The 19,843-nt window shown below is 65.1% G+C and carries 19 protein-coding genes; 10 read left to right on the top strand and 9 right to left on the bottom strand.

The genetic code is table 11. From position 1 onward, the window contains the following. Window positions 1–99 precede the first annotated feature (99 nt). Window positions 100–822 carry a phosphate signaling complex protein PhoU gene (gene phoU, locus DFR29_RS13095; RefSeq protein ID WP_133819059.1) on the top strand — a complete coding sequence of 241 codons (723 nt, stop codon included), beginning with the start codon at window positions 100–102 and terminating at the stop codon, window positions 820–822. A gap of 207 nt (window positions 823–1,029) precedes the next feature. Here phoU and ybeY read toward each other — a convergent pair whose 3' ends face one another. The 4 genes from ybeY to DFR29_RS13115 are packed head-to-tail and all read right to left on the bottom strand — an operon-like array spanning window position 1,030 to window position 4,961. After that, on the bottom strand, window positions 1,030–1,497 hold the full coding sequence (gene ybeY / locus DFR29_RS13100) for an rRNA maturation RNase YbeY (RefSeq protein WP_133819060.1): 468 nt from the start codon (window positions 1,495–1,497) through the stop codon (window positions 1,030–1,032). Then, the gene (locus tag DFR29_RS13105) at window positions 1,497–2,342 is read right to left on the bottom strand and encodes an SMP-30/gluconolactonase/LRE family protein (protein WP_133819061.1); all 846 of its coding nucleotides are present in this window, start codon (window positions 2,340–2,342) and stop codon (window positions 1,497–1,499) included. The genes ybeY and DFR29_RS13105 overlap by 1 nt, the downstream gene beginning before the upstream one ends. Then, window positions 2,339–3,319, bottom strand: a complete 981-nt coding sequence (locus DFR29_RS13110; RefSeq protein WP_133819062.1) for a PhoH family protein — start codon at window positions 3,317–3,319, stop codon at window positions 2,339–2,341. Before DFR29_RS13110 ends, DFR29_RS13105 begins: the two co-directional genes overlap by 4 nt. 58 nt (window positions 3,320–3,377) lie before the next feature. After that, window positions 3,378–4,961, bottom strand: a complete 1,584-nt coding sequence (locus DFR29_RS13115; RefSeq protein WP_133819063.1) for a right-handed parallel beta-helix repeat-containing protein — start codon at window positions 4,959–4,961, stop codon at window positions 3,378–3,380. A 174-nt stretch (window positions 4,962–5,135) separates the two neighbouring features. Between DFR29_RS13115 and DFR29_RS13120 the strand changes: the two genes are divergently transcribed. Beyond that, window positions 5,136–6,386, top strand: a complete 1,251-nt coding sequence (locus DFR29_RS13120) for a right-handed parallel beta-helix repeat-containing protein (RefSeq protein ID WP_166654067.1) — start codon at window positions 5,136–5,138, stop codon at window positions 6,384–6,386. Window positions 6,387–6,439: 53 nt separating this feature from the next. On the opposite strand, the gene DFR29_RS13125 is transcribed toward DFR29_RS13120, so the two are convergent. Further along, window positions 6,440–6,979 (bottom strand): outer membrane beta-barrel protein, encoded by a 540-nt coding sequence (locus DFR29_RS13125; RefSeq protein ID WP_166654068.1) that lies wholly within the window; start codon window positions 6,977–6,979, stop codon window positions 6,440–6,442. A 179-nt stretch (window positions 6,980–7,158) separates the two neighbouring features. Continuing rightward, entirely contained in the window at window positions 7,159–8,592 is a 1,434-nt protein-coding gene (locus DFR29_RS13130) for a right-handed parallel beta-helix repeat-containing protein (protein WP_133819065.1), read from the bottom strand. Window positions 8,593–8,805: 213 nt separating this feature from the next. On the opposite strand from DFR29_RS13130, the gene DFR29_RS13135 reads away from it, so the two are divergent. Further along, window positions 8,806–9,372, top strand: coding sequence for an ECF-type sigma factor (locus DFR29_RS13135; RefSeq protein ID WP_133819066.1), 567 nt, complete (start codon window positions 8,806–8,808; stop codon window positions 9,370–9,372). Between the two features lie 73 nt (window positions 9,373–9,445). Beyond that, the gene (locus DFR29_RS13140) at window positions 9,446–11,728 is read left to right on the top strand and encodes a serine/threonine-protein kinase (RefSeq protein ID WP_133819067.1); all 2,283 of its coding nucleotides are present in this window, start codon (window positions 9,446–9,448) and stop codon (window positions 11,726–11,728) included. Window positions 11,729–11,768: 40 nt separating this feature from the next. On the opposite strand, the gene miaB is transcribed toward DFR29_RS13140, so the two are convergent. After that, window positions 11,769–13,100, bottom strand: coding sequence for a tRNA (N6-isopentenyl adenosine(37)-C2)-methylthiotransferase MiaB (miaB, locus tag DFR29_RS13145; RefSeq protein ID WP_133819068.1), 1,332 nt, complete (start codon window positions 13,098–13,100; stop codon window positions 11,769–11,771). A 146-nt stretch (window positions 13,101–13,246) separates the two neighbouring features. On the opposite strand from miaB, the gene DFR29_RS30320 reads away from it, so the two are divergent. Beyond that, complete coding sequence (locus DFR29_RS30320) at window positions 13,247–14,176, top strand: lytic transglycosylase domain-containing protein (RefSeq protein WP_133819069.1); 930 nt, start codon at window positions 13,247–13,249, stop codon at window positions 14,174–14,176. A gap of 37 nt (window positions 14,177–14,213) precedes the next feature. Here DFR29_RS30320 and DFR29_RS13155 read toward each other — a convergent pair whose 3' ends face one another. After that, window positions 14,214–15,422, bottom strand: coding sequence for a S1C family serine protease (locus DFR29_RS13155; protein WP_133819070.1), 1,209 nt, complete (start codon window positions 15,420–15,422; stop codon window positions 14,214–14,216). A 277-nt stretch (window positions 15,423–15,699) separates the two neighbouring features. Between DFR29_RS13155 and petA the strand changes: the two genes are divergently transcribed. From petA to DFR29_RS13180, 5 genes are all read left to right on the top strand, one after another. Next, entirely contained in the window at window positions 15,700–16,299 is a 600-nt protein-coding gene (gene petA, locus DFR29_RS13160; protein ID WP_133819071.1) for a ubiquinol-cytochrome c reductase iron-sulfur subunit, read from the top strand. Next, on the top strand, window positions 16,299–17,573 hold the full coding sequence (locus tag DFR29_RS13165) for a cytochrome b (RefSeq protein WP_133819072.1): 1,275 nt from the start codon (window positions 16,299–16,301) through the stop codon (window positions 17,571–17,573). The genes petA and DFR29_RS13165 overlap by 1 nt, the downstream gene beginning before the upstream one ends. Before the next feature lie 7 nt (window positions 17,574–17,580). After that, window positions 17,581–18,318 (top strand): cytochrome c1, encoded by a 738-nt coding sequence (locus tag DFR29_RS13170; RefSeq protein ID WP_425598834.1) that lies wholly within the window; start codon window positions 17,581–17,583, stop codon window positions 18,316–18,318. Between the two features lie 127 nt (window positions 18,319–18,445). Beyond that, window positions 18,446–19,069, top strand: a complete 624-nt coding sequence (locus DFR29_RS13175; protein ID WP_133819074.1) for a glutathione S-transferase N-terminal domain-containing protein — start codon at window positions 18,446–18,448, stop codon at window positions 19,067–19,069. A gap of 22 nt (window positions 19,070–19,091) precedes the next feature. Beyond that, window positions 19,092–19,484, top strand: coding sequence for a ClpXP protease specificity-enhancing factor (locus DFR29_RS13180; RefSeq protein WP_133819227.1), 393 nt, complete (start codon window positions 19,092–19,094; stop codon window positions 19,482–19,484). 15 nt (window positions 19,485–19,499) lie between these two features. Here DFR29_RS13180 and DFR29_RS13185 read toward each other — a convergent pair whose 3' ends face one another. Continuing rightward, complete coding sequence (locus tag DFR29_RS13185; protein WP_166654069.1) at window positions 19,500–19,829, bottom strand: DUF3301 domain-containing protein; 330 nt, start codon at window positions 19,827–19,829, stop codon at window positions 19,500–19,502. Window positions 19,830–19,843: the final 14 nt, after the last annotated feature.

Consider the following 19,843-nt stretch of genomic DNA (forward strand, 5'->3'; position numbering starts at 1 on the left):
CGCTGGTATTCTCAGACTAGATTTTTCTCAATGTAAACACGGTGTCATCGGGCCAGACCTACGCTAGCCTGCTTACGCCCCACGGACACGACGATACCTATGGATCGCTTGCATCTAGGCCAGCATATTTCCCAGCAGTTCAACAGCGAACTGGCCGCGCTGACGCGCCAGGTGCTGGCCATGGGCGGACTGGTCGAGGCACAGCTGGCCACGGCGCTGGAAGCGCTAGCCGCGCGCGACCTGCGCCAGGTGGCACAGGTGATGGCGCGGGAAGACGAGGTCAATGCGGCCGAGCTGGAAATCGATGCGCGCTGCACGCAGATCCTGGCACGGCGCCAGCCGGCGGCGTCGGATCTGCGCCTGGTGCTGGCGGTGGTGCGCATGGTGGCCAACCTGGAGCGCATCGGCGACGAAGCCGAGCGCATCGCCCGCATCGCCGAAAAGCTCGGTGCGGCGGAGCTGGCCGAACACTACCTGGTCAAGCTGATCCAGATGGGCAACCTGGTGCGCGACCAGTTGCGCGGCACCTTGGATACTTTTGCACGCATGGACGAAACCCGCGCGCTGGAACGCCTGCGCCGCGACCGCGAAGTGGATGTGCTGTACAAGGAGCTAACGCGCCTGCTGGTGGACCTGATGCAGCGCGAATCCGAACGCGTGCCCGCCGCGCTGGAACTGCTGTGGAGCGCGCGCGCGCTGGAACGCATCGGCGATCGCTGCAAGAACATCTGCGAACAGGTGATCTACCTGGTGCGCGGCAAGGATGTGCGCCACACCGGCCTGGCACGCAGCGTTGCGCCGCTGCCCGACGTGAAATCGTAGAAGCGAATGTTGAGTTCGTAGGTTGGGGAAAGCCGCAGGCGCGCCCCGACATCGAGGTGCCGCACCATCGGAGAACCGATGCCGAAGGGCATTTTCCGCACGCAGCGAGATTCCTTCGGCACGGGGTTTTTGTTGTGGATACACCAGCGACGTTGGGGGCGCCTGCGGCTTGCCCAAACCTGCGGTCTCGCTGTCGTGATCGCACCGTTATGCGGTTTCGTAGGGATCCGCGATTCCCAGCTGTGCCAGCGCCCTGCGCTCCAAAGCCTCCATGCGTTCGGCCTCGGCATCGACAAGATGGTCATAGCCGAGCAGATGCAGCACGCCATGTATGGTCATGTGCGCGTAGTGATGGCGCAGCGGCTTGTGCTGTTCGGCTGCTTCGCGAGCGACGACCGGCGCGCAGAGGATGAGGTCGCCGAGCAGGGGCAGGCGCACGCCGGGCGGCAGCTCGGCCGGGAAAGACAATACGTTGGTGGCGTAGTCGCGGCTGCGGTAGTGCCGGTTCAGTTCGCGCCCTTCTGCACTATCGACAATGTATACGGACAGCTCGCTGGCGCGCCGCCGCCGTACCGCCTGCAGCGCGGTCTGGGCCCAGTTGCGGAAACTGTCGGCGCGGGGAATGCCGCGGGCGGAAAGTCCGGCAGCGCGGCTGACATGTACCTGCACCGGCATCAGCGTTCGAAATCGTCGGCGAACAGGCTGGCGGCGCAGCCGGCCGGCACCAGGGTGATGCGATTGGCGCTGGTCTCGGGTATGGCCAGGTCGCCGCTGCGTGCGCCGAAGTCGATGTCGGCCGGCGCGGTCAGTGCCGGGCCCAGGCTGACGGGTGTGGATGCGAGCGTGAACGGCGGATCGAAGCGGCGCAGGCAGCCACCGCCGCCGGGGCAGCTCCAGGCAGTGATATGGATGCGTCCTTCGCAGTCCAGCGCGATGCCGTCGATATTCGAATAGCCGCTGGGCTGGATCAGCGTCGTCGGTGCGGTATTCGCTGCAATGTCGTAGCTGAGCACGCGTGCGGCCGACCAGGTGCCAATCAGCAGCCGGTTGGCGGCGGCATCGAAGACTACGCCGTTGGGCGTCAGGGTCAGTGTCTGCAGCGGCGTCTGCACCGGATTGGCCAGGTCGGCAACATTCACTTTGAGCAGCTTCTTGGCGCTGAAATCGGTGATGTACAGCGTGTCGACGCCGTTGGAGGTGATGCCGTTGAGAAAGCTCGCTCCGGGGATGCTGAGGTTCATCACCTGCTGGGCGCTGTCGATGTCGTAGCCCATCACCTTGCCGGAACTCAGCACGAACAGGGTGCCGCGCAGCAGCTCGATGCCATAGGGCGAGCTCACTGCGGTGAAAACGCTGAGCGTGCCGGCCGCACTGCGCGCGAGAATCTGGCTGCTGTTGGTATTGGCGATCAGCAGGCGGCCGCTGCGTGGATGGAATTCCAGGCTCTCGGGGCTGGCCAGGGTCTGTGCCTGGGCGGTGCCAGCCAGGGCAAGCAACGCGGTGAGCAGGATGCGTTTCATGCCTTGGCTCCGTTCTGTGCCGCGTCGTGTTTTTCGTAGGCGCGCACGATCTTCTGCACCAGCGGATGGCGCACGACGTCGTTGGCACTGAAGAAGGTGAAGCTGATGCCGGATACGTCGCGCAGCACGTCGATCGCATCGCGCAGGCCCGAGCGCACCTGCTTGGGCAGGTCGACCTGGGTGATGTCGCCGGTGACCACTGCGACTGATCCGTAGCCTATGCGGGTAAGGAACATTTTCATCTGTTCCACGGTGGAATTCTGCGCTTCGTCCAGGATGACGAAAGAGTCGTTCAGAGTACGTCCGCGCATATAGGCCAGCGGCGCAATCTCGATCACGTTGCGCTCGATCAGCTTGGCCACCTTGTCGAAGCCGAGCATCTCGTACAGCGCGTCGTAGAGCGGACGCAGGTAGGGGTCGACCTTCTGGGTCAGGTCGCCGGGCAGGAAGCCGAGCTTCTCGCCGGCTTCCACCGCCGGGCGCACCAGGATGATGCGCTGAACGCGGTTGTCTTCCAGCGCGTCGACCGCACTGGCCACGGCGAGATAGGTCTTGCCGGTGCCGGCCGGGCCTATGCCGAAGTTGATGTCGTGCGTGGCCACCGCATGCAGGTAGCGCTGCTGGTTCGGCCCGCGGCCGCGGATGGTGCCGCGCTTGACCCGTATCGTGATTTCCTGCGCGCCGGCGGCGGCTTCCTCGTCCAGCGCGGCAATGCTGGAATCCTGCAGCAGCAGGTTGATGCGCTGCGCGTCGAGTACTTCGCTCTCGGTCAGCGCGTAGAATTCCTGCAGCAGGCGCCGTGCCAGTTCCGCGTGGCGTGTTTCGCCGCTGACGCGAAAGACGTTGCCGCGGTTGTCCACGGTCACGCCCAGGCGCAGTTCGATCTGGCGCAGGTGTTCGTTGAAAGGGCCGGCCAGATTGGCGAGACGGTCGGTCTGGTCGGGCTCTAGCGTGAAATCGCGATGGGAATGGGGCATAGGGGCGGCAGCGTAGCGCCTGCCTCCGCCGCTTGCCAGCTACGCACAGACGACATGTTCAGGCGCCGAAGCCGTCGCCGAACAGGCGGTCGCTGGAAAATTCGCTGCTGTTGCCGTCGGCGTCGGTGGCCAGCAGCATCAGTGGCAAGCCCTGTAGCGACGCAGCGGGGAAGGTGATGGTCTTGCTGGTCTGCGCCTGGGCCTGGCTGTAGCTGTCGAGCGCGCTGCCGGCAGCAAGGCCGCGGGCCAGGTCGATGCGCAGCGGCCAGCTGGCATTCGCGGCGGCGGTGTCGACGCGATAGGTCAGATGGATCGTTGCGCCGGCATCGGCATAGACCACCTGCTCGATCACCGGTTTGTTCTGCAGGCGATTGCTGCCTTCGTCGGCATCGCCGGCATCGTTGGGTGTCGGTCCGTCGGGCAGGCTGCCGCTGTTGCCGGCCAGGTCGACAGCCAGTCCGCGGTTGCCGACGAAACGATTGCCGCCGGCACTGACACGGCTGCAGCCGATGACGGCAAGACCGGGCCCGGCGTTGTAGGCAATCAGATTGGCGGCGTCCGTGCTGTCGCCGCCGATACCGATGGCGCAATCGCCGCTGCCGAAGATCTGCAGGGCCGGCTGCGGGCTGGATGCCGCGCCGTTGCCCAGCGCCTGTGTGCCGCTGGCATCGCTGCCGATGAAATTGCCTTCGATGCGCGTGCCGCTGAATGCGCCGTTGCTGCCGCCACTGAAGACGATGGCGCCGAAGGGGTTGGCGGAGATCACGTTGCGCGCTGCCGCGGAGCCGCCGCCGATCAGCGCATTGGTCACGCTGGCGGAGGAATAGATCGCGGCGAAATTGCTATGGCCCAGCGGCAGTGTTCCGCTGGCGTCGGTGCCGATCAGGTTGCCCTGGACGGAGAGGCCGTTGCTCGACGATTGCAGCACGATGCCGCCGAGCATGCCGCTGATCAGGTTGCGCGCCGCCGGCAGCGTGCCGCCGATGACATAGGCGCCGGAGCCCAGGGCATAGATGCCGTAGCCGCGGCCGGTATTGCCCGGCACGGCGGCGACGCTGCCGCCGATGTCGGTGCCGAGAAAGCAGCCTTCGACGCGGTGCGCAGCGCTGCCGCTGAGCTGAATCTGCCGCATGAAACGATTGATGGCGAGACCACGGAACGTGCTGGCGGCCTGGCCCGGGAAGTTGAGCGAAAGTTCCAGGCCGTTCTGTTGCGGGGCGGACGCCGTGCCCGGCACCAGTTCGATGCGCAGCAGGGTATCCAGCCCACCTTGCCCGGGCGACAAGGTGTTTTCCAGCGCGCCGGGCTGGCTGTAACCGTCGATCACGACGGCGTTCTCGATCGGTGGCAGCGAGGTCGTGCCGACGGCAATACGCCAATGATCGCTGGCGCTCTGGTAGCTGGGATCGTTGCTGGGAATGGCAAATTCGATGCGGTCTTCGCCGGCGTTGCTGTTGGCGCGTTGCATCGCACCGCGCAAGGAGCAGTCATCGGGCAGGCCGGCAACGCAGTTGCTCAGTGCAGTGTCCACTCCGGTATCGACGACAAACGTGGCTGCTGTCGCGGGGATGGCACTGCCCAGGGCGAGCATCGGCAGCAACAGGCAGGAAAGGGCGGGATGCGGCAGGGCGCAAGGTTTCATCGGCAGGTTTCCGCAGAGTGCGACTGTCTGGACTTACGCTCGCCCGCCGCGGCAGCTGACACGCGCCGCGCAGCGTGCGCCGGTCACGGCAGGCGGCGATGCGACAGGACACAATCGCGGCCTGAGTCCTGCGGGGGACGATGGCGGCGAGGCAGGGCAATGCGGCGAATCCTGATGACGACGATGGCGGCACTGGGCTTGCTGGCCGGAGTGCCGGCCGGGGCGGGGCTGGTGCCGGTCGGCGATGTGGCTGGCCTGCGCGCAGCGCTGCAGAATGCGGCGCCTGGCGACGATATTGTGCTCGCTGCGGGCACCTATACCGTCGATACCAATCTCAATTGCCTCGCCAGCGGTACGGCAGCGGCGCCGATCCGCGTGCGGGCAGCCACGCCGCGCAGCGTGCTGCTGCGTTTCGGCACGGGGCTGGTCGAGGGCTTCAAGGTCAGCGGCGCATACTGGCGCTTCGAAGGCCTGGATGTGGAAGGAACCTGCGCTACCGATGCCAATTGCGAACATGCCTTCCACGTTTTCGGCAACGCGGAATTCCTGCAGCTGCGCGACAACCTGTTGCGCGATTTCAATGCCCAGATCAAAAGCAACGGCGTGTCGTCGGGCGGTGTGTATGTCTATCCCGACGACGTGGTGATCGAGAACAACCTGTTCTACGACACGCGGGCACGCAATACCGCCAATCCGGTGACCAAGATCGATGTGGTCGGCGGCCGGCGCTGGTTGCTGCGCGGCAATACCATCCGCGACTACCAGAAGCTCGGCGGCGACGGCGTCAGCTATGCGGCCTTTCTCAAGGGCAATTCCCGCGACGGCGTGTTCGAACGCAATCTGGTGCGCTGCAGCCAGCAGTTCAGCGGCGGCACGCGCCTGGGCCTGTCCTTCGGTGGTGGCGGTACCGGGCCGAATTCGATCTGCGAAGACGGTATCTGCATACCCGAGCACCAGAACGGCATCATGCGCAACAATGTGATTCTGTCCTGCAACGATGTCGGTATCTATCTCAACAGTGCGGCCAATTCGCGCATCCAGCACAACACTTTGTACGCGACCAGCGGCATCGACGTGCGTTTCGCCGCTTCCACGGCAGATGTGCGCAATAACCTCAGCAGTGCCGGCATCAATCTGCGCAACGGCGGCAGCAGCACGAATGCGGGAAATCTGAGCAATGTATCGATGGCGAATTTTGCTGCCTGGTTCCAGGCGCCGGCGTCGGCGGATTTCCGCCTGGTCAATGGCGCCAGCCTGGTCAATCTCGGCGTGGCCGCGCCGCTGGTCGCCGACGATTTCTGCGCCAATCGGCGCAATGACGGCCTGCCCGATGTGGGTGCACTGGAATACGACGCCCAGGGCGGCTGCGAAACGACACAGGGCGGCGGATTGCCGCTGCGCATTTTTGCCGATGGATTGGAATGAGAAAGCGATGCCGGCCGGCACAATCGCCGGCGGCATCGCAGGTGGCAGCCTGGTCAGAAGCGGTACTCGGTACTCACGCTGACCGTCTTGGCGTCGAAATTCATGTCGCCTTTGCGCGCGCGATAGATGTCGTAGTTGATGCCTACGCCGAAGCGTTCGCTGAAGTCGTAGCCGGCGCCGACACCGCCGTACCAGCTGTTTCCATTGAACTGTGCGCTGCGGCTGCTGCCGGCCAGGTCCATGTCGGCCTTCCAGTGGAACAGACCGCCGCGGGCGGACAGATACCAGTTGGGCGTAAGGTTGAAATGACCGTTGACGCCGGCGGTCCAGCCCTTCAGGCCGATTCCGTCGTGCTGCCCGCTGCTGCCGTTGCGGCCCGGATCGGATTTGCCTTGGTCGGTATAGCCGCCTTCCAGGCCGAACGCGCCCCAGCGATAGCCGCCGTTGATGCCCAGCGCCGTGTCGTTGCCGCTGTCGAAACTGGAGCGTCCGGCGCGTCCGTCGATAAAGAAGCCGTCGGCCCTGACTGCCGACGAAAAGACAGTGCTGCCCGCCAAGGCCAATACCAGCGTGGCCACGAATTTCGTATTCATCGCGTTTTCCTGCTTTGTGGATAGTGGGAAAAAAACCATGGCGGGGCGCGCTCCCGCTCAAGGCTGCGCGACTATCGAAGAATCGAGCTGAACGATTGGGGGTGCGATTGCTGAACGGTTGTGGGCGCATTCATGCGTTGGGCAAATGCCCGCAAACGTCCCCATGACCTATGGCAGGGTCATTGAAATCCATTGGCAAAAATAGCATCGCCCGCGCGTTCATCGGCACCGATGTCATTGGCACCGCTGCGCAGCTGTCTGTCGAAATCGTCGCTGACCTGGGCCAGCGTCTGGCCTGCATCGATGGCCGGGCTGGCGGCGGGAAGATGGCCGTCGGCGCTGAGGCTCAGCGCGGCTTCGAAGCTCTGCGCATCGCTGGACAGCGCGGCACGCCATTGCGCCAGCGTGCCGCCGTCGTCGAGCGGGCTGCCGGGCCGCCGGTCGAAGAAATTGCAGGCGCCGGCAGTGTTGAAGAACGCGTTGTGATTGGTGCCGGGATTGCCGGTGAGGCCGCTCAGTCCGCCCAGATCCTGTGAATAGCGGATACCCATGCAATCGCGGCCGTTCTGGATGACCAGGTTGTTGCGCACCAGCGGATTGCTGTTGGGCGGACGTCCGGCCTGGGGCTCGAAGTCTTGCAGGGTGACGCCGTAGTACAGCGCGGCATGGCCGGAAAGCGCGGTATTGACGATAGTGTTGTTGGCGACGACCGCATTCAGCGATGCGTACAGGCCGATGCCGGCGTAGTTGGTATTGCGCACGATGTTGTTGCGCACGATACCGCCGATGGCTTCGTAGTAATTCGGGTTGGCGGCAAGGTCGAAGAATTCGGGGCTGGTATCGAAACCGACCAGGATGCCGGCCTCGCCGGCGTTCTCGATGCGGTTGCGCTGCACGATGGCGTTGCTGGCGCCACCCTTGAAATACACGCCGGTGGTGGCGGTATCGTGGATGTAGTTGTCCTCGACCAGCATGTCGGCGCCGTTGACGTTGTCGATGCCCTCCGCGTTCTTTTCTTCCGGCGGCGTGCCCGGTGGATAGCTGGCGCCGGAGTTGTAGATCTCGTTGCGGCGGATGGTGACGTTGTTGCACTTGGGCGTGATCTTGATTACGTCGCGGCCGCTGCCGTGCAGCCTGGAATCTTCGATCACGATGCTGGAAGCGCCGGTGCCGGTTTCGCCGCCGTCGGAATACCAGTCGGTCTGCAGGAACACGGCGTAATAGAAGCCTCCGCTGATTTCCAGGCGCGACAGGCGGCTGCCCGATGCATCCGGGTCGATCTGGATGCACACCGTATCCGGCACATTGATGGGGCAGGCGATATGTGCCCATTCGCCGGGCTGGCTGCGCAGGGTGAGCGGAATGCGCAGGCGCACTTCGGTTTCGTTGTATACATTGTTCCCGACTGGGCCGCGCAGGGTGATCGTATCGCCGGGTTGCACGATGTCGTTGGCGGGGTCGACCACATGGGTGACGGTGCGGAACGGCTGGCCGATGGCGCCGGTACCGCTGCTGTCGCTGCCGCTGGTGGAGACGAACCACTCGGCGGCGTGGCTGCCGCTGGCGGCGCAGGCCAGTGCAAAGGCGGTGGCAAGGCGGTGGATCGGTGACATTGGTGCTGCTCCTGATGGCGAACGGGTGGGCGGTCGCGCCGCGCACTGCCGGCGGCGGCTGATCTGCCAGGGCTTACGCCGTTGCCGCCCAGGACTGACACGGCAGGCCGAAGCGTCGATTCGTGCACACTGCCTGCGCCGATTGCCGCACCGGCTGGCCAGGGCCGGGCTGCTAAACTCCTGCCGGGAGACGCAGTACCCGGGGGCAGTACGATGGCCGAGCACGAGGCCGAGGTGACGCAGCTGTTGCTGCAGTGGCAGCAGGGCGATGCTGCCTCGCTGGATTCGCTGTTGCCGCTGGTGTATGACGAGCTGCGCCGCATCGCCGCCCACGAGCTGCGCAGCAACCGCGGCCATGAAACCCTGCAGCCTACTGCGCTGATCAACGATGTATTCGTGCGCCTGCTTGGCGCCGGCAGCCTGGATATCGGCAATCGCAAGCATTTGTATACAACGGCGGCCAAGCTGATGCGCCAGATTCTTATCGACCGCATCCGCGCCCAGCAGCGCGACAAGCGCGGTGGCGGGCAGTGGCAGCGCGCGGATTTCATCGAGGCGATGGCCTTGCCGATCGAACAGAACACCGACCTGCCGGCACTGGACCAGGCACTCGATGCGCTGGCCGGGCTGGACCCGCGCATGGCCGAGATCGTCGAACTGCGCTATTTCGTCGGTCTCGAAGTCAGCGAGGTCGCCGTGCTGCTGGGCGTCGACGAGCGCACCGTGTATCGCGACTGGGCCATGGCACGCGCCTGGTTGCGCCAGCAACTGGGCGAGTGAAATCACACCGCTGTCAGTCCGGCAGCGGATTCGACGTAAGCCACCGGGACTGCCAGCCGACATCCATGCCGCCATGAACGCCGCCGACTTCCGCACGCTGCGCGACGCTTTTCATGCCCTGATCGAGCTGGCGCCGGACGCGCGCGAGACGCATCTGGCCCATCTCGCCACGCAGGATCGCGAACTGCACGAAGCGGTGCGCGGATTGCTGGTGAATCTGGCGGAAACCGATCTGCAGGCACCGGAATCAGGCGGCGCAGCGCCGCCGGTGCAGATCGGGCCTTACCGTCTGCAGCAGTTGCTTGGCAGCGGCGGCATGGGCGAGGTCTACCTGGCTGAGCGTGTCGACGGCGGGTTCGAACAGCGCGTTGCGCTGAAGCTGGTGCGCCACGGCGGGCTGTCGCGCCAGTTGACGCGGCGCTTCCTGCGTGAGCGGCAGATTCTCGCGCGGCTGGATCATCCGAATATCGCGCGCCTGCTCGACGGCGGTTTCACGCCGGCCGGCCAGCCCTGGCTGGCGATGGACTATGTGGCTGGCGCAACCATCGCGGTGTACGCGCGGCAGCACCAGCTGGGGCTGGATGCGCGCGTGGCACTGGTCGCGCGCGTGGCGGCGGCGGTGGCTTATGCGCAGCGCAACCTGGTTGTGCATCGCGATATCAAGCCGGCGAACATTCTGGTCGGCAGCGACGGCGAGCCCAAGCTGCTCGACTTCGGCATTGCCAAGCTGCTCGACGACAGCAGCGACGAGCAGACGCGCACCGGGCTGCGCGCGATGACGACGCGCTATGCCGCACCGGAACAGATCGCCGGCGAACGCACGACTACGGCCACCGACGTGTATGCGCTGGGCCTGCTGCTGTTCGAGCTGGTCAGTGGCTGTTCGCCGTATGCCGCCGCCGATGCCGGCAGCGGCGACTGGGCTTCGGCCATCATGCGCGAGCCGCCGCGCAGCCTGCTGCAGGTGTGCAAGGTGGACTACGCGCCGCGGCAGCGCCACCGCCTCGGCGGCGGGCTGGAGCGCATTGTGCAGAAAGCGCTGGCCAAGCCACCGGCGTTGCGCTACGCCGGCGCGGCAGCGCTGGCGGACGACCTCGACGACTGGCTGGCGCAGCGTCCGCTGCGCAGCGGCATCGGTGGCGCGCGCGAACAGACGCGGCAATTGCTCGCGCGCTATCGCTGGCCGCTGATCGTAGCGGCGGCGACGATGCTGGCGCTGGGCGCAGGAGCGGTAGTGGCCTTGCGCCAGGCCCGTGCCGCGGCAGAACAGGCGCGCATCGCCCGGGCGCATCTGGAGGCGATGCTCGGCGTGCTCGGTGCCGCCAATCCGCAGTACTACGCCGGGCGCGATCCGCATGCCAGCGAGTTCCTGCGTACCGCGGCAGAGACGCTGCAGCGCGAGCGTGCCGACGACCCGGCGCTGTTGCAGCGTGCGTTGAGCGAGATCGGGCACGGCCTGATCAACCTGGGCAAGCCGCACGAAGCCGAACAGGTGCTGCGCGCCGCGGCGGTGCAGCTGGAGCGCGATAACAGCGCCACGGCGGCCGGCAAGCTGGGCACCTACAAGCTGCTGGCGGCGGTACAGGACGAACCGGCGTTTCGCGACGGCCTGCGTGCGACCGCCGAGCGTATCGCGGCACTCGCCGCCGATGTCGATGTCGCCGTTGCGGTCGATGCGCTCGGCGGCGTTGCCGGCTCGCTGGGCAAGCTGGGCGAGTTCGAGCAGGCCAGCCGGTTGTTCGCGCGCGGCGACGCATTGCTGGCGCAGGCCGGCAACCTGCGTCCGGGCGCGGTGGAGAACTATTGGCGCCAGCGCGGCTGGACTGCCCTGCGCGTGTTCGAGCTCGATCGCGCGCGCAGCTCGTTGCTGCAGGCATTGGCACAGATCGAGGCGGCGCCGCAGGCGTTCTCGGCCATGCGTCGGGCCGAGGCGGAACTGCTGCTGGCCGAAACCCTGCTGGCGCAGTCCGATGCCGCGGCGGCGCAACCGCACCTGGCCGCGGCGCAGGTGGTTTACTACGCGGAATTTCCCGCCGGCCATCGCGAACGGGCCGTGTTCGATCTGCAGAACAGCTATCTGCTGCTGTTGCAGGGCAATGTCGCGGCGGCCCAGGCCACGCTGGCGGCGGCAACACAGGTGCTGGACCAGACGCCCGTCGCCGGCAAGGACGCGCTGATGCGCGACTGGCTGCTGGCCGACCTTGCTGCGCAGCGCGGCGATTGCGCGGCGGCAAAGACGAATCTCGCTTCTGCCGCACAGCGGCTGGCAACACTACAACCCGCGCTGCCGCGCGATCGGGCCCTGCTTGCGGCAGCGGCAGGGCGCGTTGCGGCGGCCTGTGGTGCGCAGCGCTGAATGCAGGGATCAGTTCTGCACGGCGCCGGAGAGTCGTGCCTCAGGCATCCAGCGCAACGCGACCACGCAGCGAGTTGGTCATCGCCTCGGTGATGATCACGTCGACGAACTGCCCGGTCATGCGCGCATCGCCGGGGAAATTCACGTAGCGCATGTTTTCGGTACGGCCTGTCATTTCGTTCGGGTTCTTGCGGCTGGGGCCTTCGACCAGCACGGTCTGGCGCGTGCCGACCATGGCCTGGCTGATGCGGTTGGAGTTTTCGGTGACGGCGTTCTGCAGGCGTACCAGGCGCGCGTGCTTGACCTCGGCGCTGGTGTCGTCGTCGAGGTTGGCCGCCGGCGTGCCCGGACGCTTGGAAAAAATGAAGCTGTAGCTCTGGTCGAAGCCCACGTCTTCGATCAGTTTCATGGTTTTGTCGAAATCGGCGTCGGTTTCGCCCGGGAAGCCGACGATAAAATCGGAAGAAATGGAAATGTCCGGTCTTACCGCGCGCAGCTTGCGGATCTTCTGCTTGAATTCCAGCGCGGTATAGCCGCGCTTCATCGCCGCAAGCACGCGGTCGGAGCCAGCCTGTACCGGCAGGTGCAGGTAGTTGGCCAGCTTGGGCACGCTGGCATAGGCCTCGACCAGGGAATCGGAAAACTCCAGCGGATGCGACGTGGTGAAGCGGATGCGGCCGATGCCGTCGAGCTGGGCGATGGCATGGATCAGCAGGGCCAGGTCGGCGACGCCGCCGTCGTGCAGCGGACCGCGATAGGCGTTGACGTTCTGGCCGAGCAGGTTCACTTCGCGCACGCCCTGGTCGGCCAGGGAAGCGACTTCGGCGATCACGTCGTCGAACGGGCGGCTGACTTCATCGCCGCGGGTATACGGCACGACGCAGAAGGTGCAGTACTTGGAGCAGCCTTCCATGATGGAGACGAAGGCGCTGGGGCCGTCGGCGCGCGGTTCGGGCAGCTTGTCGAACTTCTCGATCTCGGGAAAGGAAATGTCGACCTGCGCCTTGCCGGTGCGGCGCTTGGCGTCGATCATTTCCGGCAGGCGGTGCAGGGTCTGCGGGCCGAATACCAGGTCGACGTAGGGCGCGCGCTTGACGATGGCTTCGCCTTCCTGCGAGGCGACGCAGCCGCCGACGCCGATCACGACGTTGCTGTTGGCTTTTTTCAGCTCGCGCCAGCGGCCGAGCTGGGAGAACACTTTTTCCTGCGCTTTCTCGCGGATGGAGCAGGTGTTGATCAGGATGACATCGGCTTCGGCTTCGTTCTGGGTCAGCTCCAGACCGTGGGCCGCGCCCAGAACATCGGCCATCTTGGACGAGTCGTACTCGTTCATCTGGCAACCATGGGTCTTGATGAACAGCTTGCCGGCCATGGGCGGGAACCAAAAAAGCGAATGGACTCGGTAGTTTACGCGCGTTTTGTCGGCCTCGCCAGCGGTCCGGGAACGAACCCGTACCACGGCGGTCTTGGAATTTCGCTTTTCCTGTCAGAAACTTGCACCCAAGAGTTGGGGATTACATGAAGTCGAACGCGCGCCATCGCCACATTTGCTGGCTGGTCGCCCCGGTCCTTGCGACCCTGGGCGCACCGGCCTTTGCCGGCGGCCTCTACCGCTGCAGCGGTGCCAAGGGCGAACTGGCCTATACCAACAAGCCGGCCGGCTATGCCAATTGCGTGCAGGTGGCGAGCTACCAGGAAACCAAGGCCAAGCCGGTTACCGCGGATACCGCGCCGGATATCAGCAAGCCGACGTTCTCGGTGGAATCGGCCAAGGCTGCGCCGCAGCCGGGCCAGTGGCAGTACAACGACAGCCAGCCCGGCGCCGCCGAAGCCGCCGCCGCCGGCACGCCGGCACCGGCGCCCGCGGTTGCCAGGTCCGAGTCGCCCAAGGTGCTGCGCGGCGCGGTATACAAGATCAACAAACGCAACGGCATTACCGAGTATACGAATATACGGCCGGCCGGAAAGAGCTATCAGGTGCTGTTTACCTACATGGCCACCTGTTTCGCCTGCGACGTACGCTCGACGGTCAACTTCTCCCTGACCAAGCTCAATCGCGAGGCCTACCGCGCGGAAATAGCCGCGGCGGCGCTGGAGTTCGGCGTCGACGAGGCGCTGCTGCGCGCTGTGGTGCATGCGGAGTCGGCCTTCAACCCGAATGCCTTGTCGAAAAAGGGCGCGCAAGGACTGATGCAGCTGATGCCGGGCACGGCCGACGACCTGGGCGTGGAGAACGCGTTCGATGCCACGCAGAACATCCGCGGCGGTGCGCAGTACCTGGCGCAGCAGCTGAAGAGCTTCCAAGGTGACGAGCGCCTGGCCATGGCCGCGTACAACGCCGGTCCGGCCAATGTGAGCAAGTACGGCGGCGTGCCGCCGTTCGACGAAACCCAGGTCTATGTTTCGCGCGTGTCGACTCTGCGAGATCGCTACCGCCAGTCCAACTGAACAGTGCCGCTGCGGTCTTTTGTCGCAGGCGGCGGGTTCAGCCGGTCGGAATCTGGATGCGATTGAGTACCGGACGCTGTACCAGGGTGACGTCGGCTTCGAAGGCGATGCCGGCGCGCAGGCCGCTGACATGGGCCTTGCTGCCCGGCGCCGCGGCGGCTTCGCGCTTGCGCAATTCCAGCGCGTCGTCGATTTCCTCGCCGTTGAAGCTCAGCAGTACGTCGCCGACCTGCAGGCCGGCCTTGTCGGCCGGGCTTTGCGGATAGACGCCGAGTACCTGGGCGCCGCGCACCGCGGTAGCCAGGGTGGTGCCGGCTGGAATCGGCATGCGGCCGTATTCCACGCCCAGCCAGCCGCGCACCACCATGCCGTGCTCGACGATCTGGTCCAGCACACCCTTGGCCGTGGCGACCGGAATCGCGAAACCGATGCCTTCGGCAATCTGCCGCTGCGGCACGTTGGCGGTATTGATGCCGACCAGTTCGCCACGGGCATTGACCAAGGCTCCGCCGGAGTTGCCCGAATTGATCGCGGCGTCGGTCTGGATGAAATCTTCGTAGGCCCACTGGTCGAGCTGGCGGTCGATGGCGCTGGCAATGCCCATGGTCACGGTCTTGCCCAGGCCGATCGGGTTGCCGATTGCCAGCACCACGTCGCCGACGTTCACGGCCGGCGCCTCGTCCAGCTTCATGCTGGGCAGGTCGGTCGCATCGATCTTGAGCACGGCCAGGTCGGTGTCCTCATCGCCGCCGACCAGGCGTGCCGTGGCAATACGGCCATCGTAGAGCAGCACCTGAATATCGTTGGAGCGGGCGATGACATGGTTGTTGGTCAGCACATAGCCGTCGGGGCTGACGATGACGCCCGAGCCCAGGCTTTGCTCGCGCCGGTAGGCCGGTGGTCCTACGCTGATGCCACCGAGCATGCGCTGGGTCAGCGGGTCGACCTGGACCAGCCGGCGCTGCGAAGCGATCACTTTGTTGGCATAGATGTTCACCACGGCCGGTGCGGCGTGCGCGACCGCGTCGGCGTAGGAAACCGGGCCGGTGCCGAGATTGCCGGCTGCCGCCACCGGCGCCTGCGGCATGGCTGCGGCGCTGGCATTCACGCTGCTGCCGGCGGTCTCGGCACCGCCGCGCAGACGGGCGGGAATCTCGGGCCACAGGCGCGTGACGATGAAGGCGATCGCCAGGCCAAGGGTGGCGAATTGCAGCACGAAGGCTAGCGCGCGAAACGCTGGTTTCATGACCTGTCCATGGGGGGCACGGGCTAGCTGCAACGTGCCGGAGCGGGCGGCAGGTTTGATTGTGCGCTGCCGGTTCAGTCGCTAAACTAACACGATTTTTGGGGCCAGCCGTCACGTTGGCCGGCTATGCCGGCGAGCAGGCTTTGTCTTCAGCGGCACGCAGTGACGGTCGGCGCGAAAGGCATTTCGCGTTCGTATCGGTCCCGCGTCGCCGCCGATAAAGCCGGGCGCGACGAATCCCCTGAACGTATTCTCAGTATTGAAACCGGAGATCCGGATGGCGAACGAAGGCGTCAATCATGGCCGCCGTCGGTTCCTCACGGCTACGACAGCAGTCGTCGGCGCTGCAGGGGCCTTGGCAGCGGCAGTGCCATTCATCAAGACCTGGCTGCCCAGTGCGAAGGCGAGATCCGCCGGCGCACCGGTGACCCAGGACATCAGCAAGATCGAAACCGGCCAGATGGTCATCACCGAATGGCGCGGCCAGCCGGTGTGGATCATCCGCCGCTCGCCCGATCAGATTAAGCAACTGCCTTCGCTGAATTCGCGCCTGCGCGATCCGGATTCCAAGAACGAAGACCAGCAGCCCAAGTACGCCCAGAACGGCTACCGCTCGATCAAGGAAGAGTGGCTGGTCATGATCGGCGTGTGCACCCACCTAGGCTGCTCGCCGAAGTTCCATGGCGAGATCAAGCCCGAGCCTTTCGATGCGGAGTGGAAAGGCGGCTTCTTCTGCCCCTGCCACAAGTCGCGCTTCGACATGGCCGGCCGCGTGTTCGATGGCGTGCCCGCGCCGACCAACCTGAAGGTGCCCGACTATCACTTCGTGGATGACCACACCCTGGTCATCGGCGTGAAGCCGGAAGGAGCCGCGTGATGCTGTCGACCCGTATCAATACGGCCGTGGCCGGCTTGCAGGACTGGTTCAACTACCGCGCCAAGGCTTTCGGTCCGATGTACCGCAAGCACATGTCGGAATACTGGGCGCCGAAGAATTTCAACATCTGGTACTACTTCGGCTCTCTCGCCCTGGTGGTGCTGGTCAACCAGATCCTTACCGGCATCTTCCTGACCATGCACTTCAAGCCCAGCGCCGCGGAATTCGCGCCGGGCATTTCCCAGGCCTTCGCCTCGGTCGAACTGACCATCATGCGCGATGTGGAATGGGGCTGGCTGGTGCGCTACATGCATTCCACCGGCGCATCGGCATTCTTCATCGTGGTCTATCTGCACATGTTCCGCGGCCTGCTGTACGGCTCGGCGCAGAAGCCGCGCGAGCTGGTCTGGCTGCTCGGCATGCTGATCTACCTGGTGCTGATGGCCGAAGCCTTCATGGGCTATGTATTGCCCTGGGGCCAGATGTCGTTCTGGGGCGCCAAGGTGATCATCTCGCTGTTCGGCGCGATTCCCATGATCGGCGACTCGCTGGTCGAGTGGATAATGGGCGACTACCTGCCGGCCGATGCGACACTGAATCGCTTCTTCGCCCTGCACGTGATCGCGTTGCCGCTGGTGCTGCTGCTGCTGGTGGTATTGCACCTGGCCGCGTTGCACGAGGTGGGTTCCAACAACCCCGACGGTGTCGATATCAAGAAGCACAAGGACGCCAGCGGCAAGCCGCTGGACGGCATCGGCTTCCATCCGTACTACACCGTGAAGGATCTGTTCGGCGTCGGCTTCTTCCTGACCATCTGCGCCTTCGTCCTGTTCTTCGAGCCGACCGTCAGCGGCTGGTTCCTCGAACACGACAACTTCGTCGCGGCGAACAAGCTGGTCACTCCCGAGCACATCAAGCCGGTGTGGTACTACACGCCCTACTACGCCATGTTGCGCGTGGTGCCGGACAAGCTGCTCGGCGTGCTGACCATGTTCGGTGCGATCGCCGTGCTGTTCTTCGTGCCCTGGCTGGACCGCAGCCCGGTCAAGTCGTACCGCTACCGTGGCTGGCTGTCGAAGGTGCTGCTTGGCCTGTTCGCCCTGTCGTTCCTCTGGCTGGGCAAGATCGGCGCCGGCCCGGGTACCGACCCGGTCGAGACGATCATCGGCCGCGTGCTGACTTTTATCTATTTCGCTTTCTTTATCACGATGCCGCTGTGGTCCAAGGCTGACGCGACCAAGCCGGTTCCGGAACGGGTGACGATGCATGATTAAGCACGCCATGACCAAGCTGGGTCTCACGCTGGCCGTTGCGTTGACCGCTGCGTCGCCGGTTCTGGCCAGCAGCGAAGGTAACGCACCGCCGGCGATCGGTACGCGCGCGGACAACATCGCGTCGGTACAGCGCGGCGCCAAGCTGTTCTTCAACTATTGCGTCGGCTGCCACTCGCTGCAGTTCATGCGCTATTCGCGCATCGCTGACGACCTGGGCCTGTCCGAGGACGAGGTGGTGCAGAATTTCGCCGCCTTCACCAACGCGAAGATCGGCGACACCGTGGTTTCTGCCATGCCCGAGGCCGATGCGGCCGCCTGGTTCGGCAAGGCGCCGCCGGACTTGTCGCTGGAAGCCCGCTCCAAGGGGCCGGACTGGATTGCCGACTATCTCAAGTCGTTCTACGTCGACCACTCGCGTCCGCTGGGCTGGAACAACAAGCGTTTCCCGGGTGCTTCCATGCCCAACGTGCTGTGGGAAATGCAGGGCATACAGCACGCCGAGATGGGCCATGCCAAGGAAGGTGGCGAAGCGCATATCGAAGGCCTGAAGCTGGTGACGCCTGGCACCCAGAGCGAAGCGCAGTTCCACGAAACCGTGAAGGACATCACCAGCTTCCTGCAGTACGTGGGCGAGCCGGCGGCCTTGAAGCGCCAGAGCATGGGCGCCTGGGTCGTGCTGTACCTGGCCTTCTTCACCTTCCTGGCCTGGTTGCTGAAGAAGGAATACTGGAAGGACGTGCACTGAATCGTGCCGGTACGGCGGAGGGTTCCGCCGTACCATTCCCCCTGGCGTCTAGGCGAATGCCTGCACGCGTAGTAGATTCGGTGCAGGCGACCCGGGAGCGGTCGCCTCACCGTGTCAGGGGAGAGGCATGGCCTTGAGCACCCGTTCGCGCACGATCCTAACCTTGTACTCGGCCCGCGATTGCGTTCATTGCCATCGCATCCGACTCATCCTGGCCGCCAAGGGCGTCAGCTACGAGCTGGTAATGGTCGATCCGGCCAAACCGCCCGAAGACCTGATCGATCTGAACCCGACCCACAGCGTGCCCACCCTGGTCGATCGCGACCTGGTGCTGTACGAAACCGCAGTCGTGGCCGAATACCTGGACGAGCGCTATCCGCATCCGCCGCTGATGCCGATAGATCCTTTGTCCCGGGCGCGACTGCGCCTGGCCATCGTGCGCATGGAGCGTGACTGGCTGCCGCTGGTCGAGCAATGCGCCGGTAGCGGCAAGAACTCCGAGGCGGCACGGAAAAAACTACGTGAATCCCTGATTGGTGCGCTGCCGCTGTTCAAGGCGGCGAAGTTTTTCCTCAATCCGGAACTGAGCCTGGCAGACTGTGCCCTGGCACCGCTGATCTGGCGGCTGCAGTATCTGGGCGTAAGCCTGCCCCGCGAGGCCCATGCCATCGCCGAGTATGGCGAGCGCATTTTCCGCAATCCGGGCTTTACCCGCAGCCTGACCCCTGACGAGAAATTGTTGCGTGACTGAGAAAGAGTCCGGCGTTGCCGGCATGACCTCCAACCGGCCTTACCTGGTACGCGCCATCCACGAATGGATAAGCGACAACGGTCTTACGCCGTATCTGCTTGTCGATGCGGCCTGGCCCGGCGTATCGGTGCCGCCGCAGGCGGCCAAGGACGGACGCGTGGTGCTGAATATCGCGCTGCGCGCCGTGGCCGGGCTGGAACTGGGTAAAGAATGGATTTATTTCAGCGCTCGCTTCGGCGGCGTCAGTCAGCGCGTGGAAGTGCCGCTAGGTGCGGTACTGGCAATCTACGCGCAGGAAAATGGCCAGGGCATGATGTTCCCGGCCGAAGACGCACCGCAGGCGCCACCGCCGGGTAATGGCAGCAGCGATGCGGAAGCGCCCAAGAAGGGCGGTCATCTGCGCGTGGTGAAATAGGCCGCGAGCGCGGCCTCAGTTCAGGCGGGTGAGACTGGCCAGCGACGGATCGTCGGCGCGCAGCGGCAGGCTGAAGTTGTCGAGCCGGCGCCCTTCGTAGTGCAGACTGCCACGATGGCGGTCGCTGCCGTTGGTGCTGACTTCGAACGTGTATTGGCGGCGCAGGCCGATGCCGCCGCCGCGCAGCCGCGCCAGCGACAAGCGGCGCAGGCTGACCGACTGGTCCAGCAGCTGCACGCCGGCCCGTGCGCACAATTCGCGGCTGGCGGCGATGGCGCGGTCGCGTGCACGCAGCACGTCCTGCCAGACGATGGCGCAGGTGCCGACGACAACGAGCATTATCATGGCTTCGATCATCG

The sequence above is a fragment of the Tahibacter aquaticus genome (assembly GCF_004363655.1).
In the GTDB taxonomy this organism is placed as follows: Bacteria; Pseudomonadota; Gammaproteobacteria; order Xanthomonadales; family Rhodanobacteraceae; genus Tahibacter; species Tahibacter aquaticus.

Excerpts from the sequence above, each read along its gene's own strand:
- miaB (WP_133819068.1), bottom strand. The coding sequence starts at position 13,100 with ATGGCCGGCAAGCTGTTCATCAAGACCCATGGTTGCCAGATGAACGAG.
- DFR29_RS13130 (WP_133819065.1), bottom strand. The coding sequence starts at position 8,592 with ATGTCACCGATCCACCGCCTTGCCACCGCCTTTGCACTGGCCTGCGCC.
- DFR29_RS13165 (WP_133819072.1), top strand. The coding sequence starts at position 16,299 with ATGCTGTCGACCCGTATCAATACGGCCGTGGCCGGCTTGCAGGACTGG.
- ybeY (WP_133819060.1), bottom strand. The coding sequence starts at position 1,497 with ATGCCGGTGCAGGTACATGTCAGCCGCGCTGCCGGACTTTCCGCCCGC.
- DFR29_RS13180 (WP_133819227.1), top strand. The coding sequence starts at position 19,092 with ATGACCTCCAACCGGCCTTACCTGGTACGCGCCATCCACGAATGGATA.
- DFR29_RS13170 (WP_425598834.1), top strand. The coding sequence starts at position 17,581 with ATGACCAAGCTGGGTCTCACGCTGGCCGTTGCGTTGACCGCTGCGTCG.
- DFR29_RS13135 (WP_133819066.1), top strand. The coding sequence starts at position 8,806 with ATGGCCGAGCACGAGGCCGAGGTGACGCAGCTGTTGCTGCAGTGGCAG.
- phoU (WP_133819059.1), top strand. The coding sequence starts at position 100 with ATGGATCGCTTGCATCTAGGCCAGCATATTTCCCAGCAGTTCAACAGC.
- DFR29_RS13175 (WP_133819074.1), top strand. The coding sequence starts at position 18,446 with ATGGCCTTGAGCACCCGTTCGCGCACGATCCTAACCTTGTACTCGGCC.
- petA (WP_133819071.1), top strand. The coding sequence starts at position 15,700 with ATGGCGAACGAAGGCGTCAATCATGGCCGCCGTCGGTTCCTCACGGCT.
- DFR29_RS13155 (WP_133819070.1), bottom strand. The coding sequence starts at position 15,422 with ATGAAACCAGCGTTTCGCGCGCTAGCCTTCGTGCTGCAATTCGCCACC.
- DFR29_RS13110 (WP_133819062.1), bottom strand. The coding sequence starts at position 3,319 with ATGCCCCATTCCCATCGCGATTTCACGCTAGAGCCCGACCAGACCGAC.
- DFR29_RS13125 (WP_166654068.1), bottom strand. The coding sequence starts at position 6,979 with ATGAATACGAAATTCGTGGCCACGCTGGTATTGGCCTTGGCGGGCAGC.
- DFR29_RS13185 (WP_166654069.1), bottom strand. The coding sequence starts at position 19,829 with ATGATAATGCTCGTTGTCGTCGGCACCTGCGCCATCGTCTGGCAGGAC.
- DFR29_RS13115 (WP_133819063.1), bottom strand. The coding sequence starts at position 4,961 with ATGAAACCTTGCGCCCTGCCGCATCCCGCCCTTTCCTGCCTGTTGCTG.
- DFR29_RS13105 (WP_133819061.1), bottom strand. The coding sequence starts at position 2,342 with ATGAAACGCATCCTGCTCACCGCGTTGCTTGCCCTGGCTGGCACCGCC.
- DFR29_RS13140 (WP_133819067.1), top strand. The coding sequence starts at position 9,446 with ATGAACGCCGCCGACTTCCGCACGCTGCGCGACGCTTTTCATGCCCTG.
- DFR29_RS30320 (WP_133819069.1), top strand. The coding sequence starts at position 13,247 with ATGAAGTCGAACGCGCGCCATCGCCACATTTGCTGGCTGGTCGCCCCG.
- DFR29_RS13120 (WP_166654067.1), top strand. The coding sequence starts at position 5,136 with ATGACGACGATGGCGGCACTGGGCTTGCTGGCCGGAGTGCCGGCCGGG.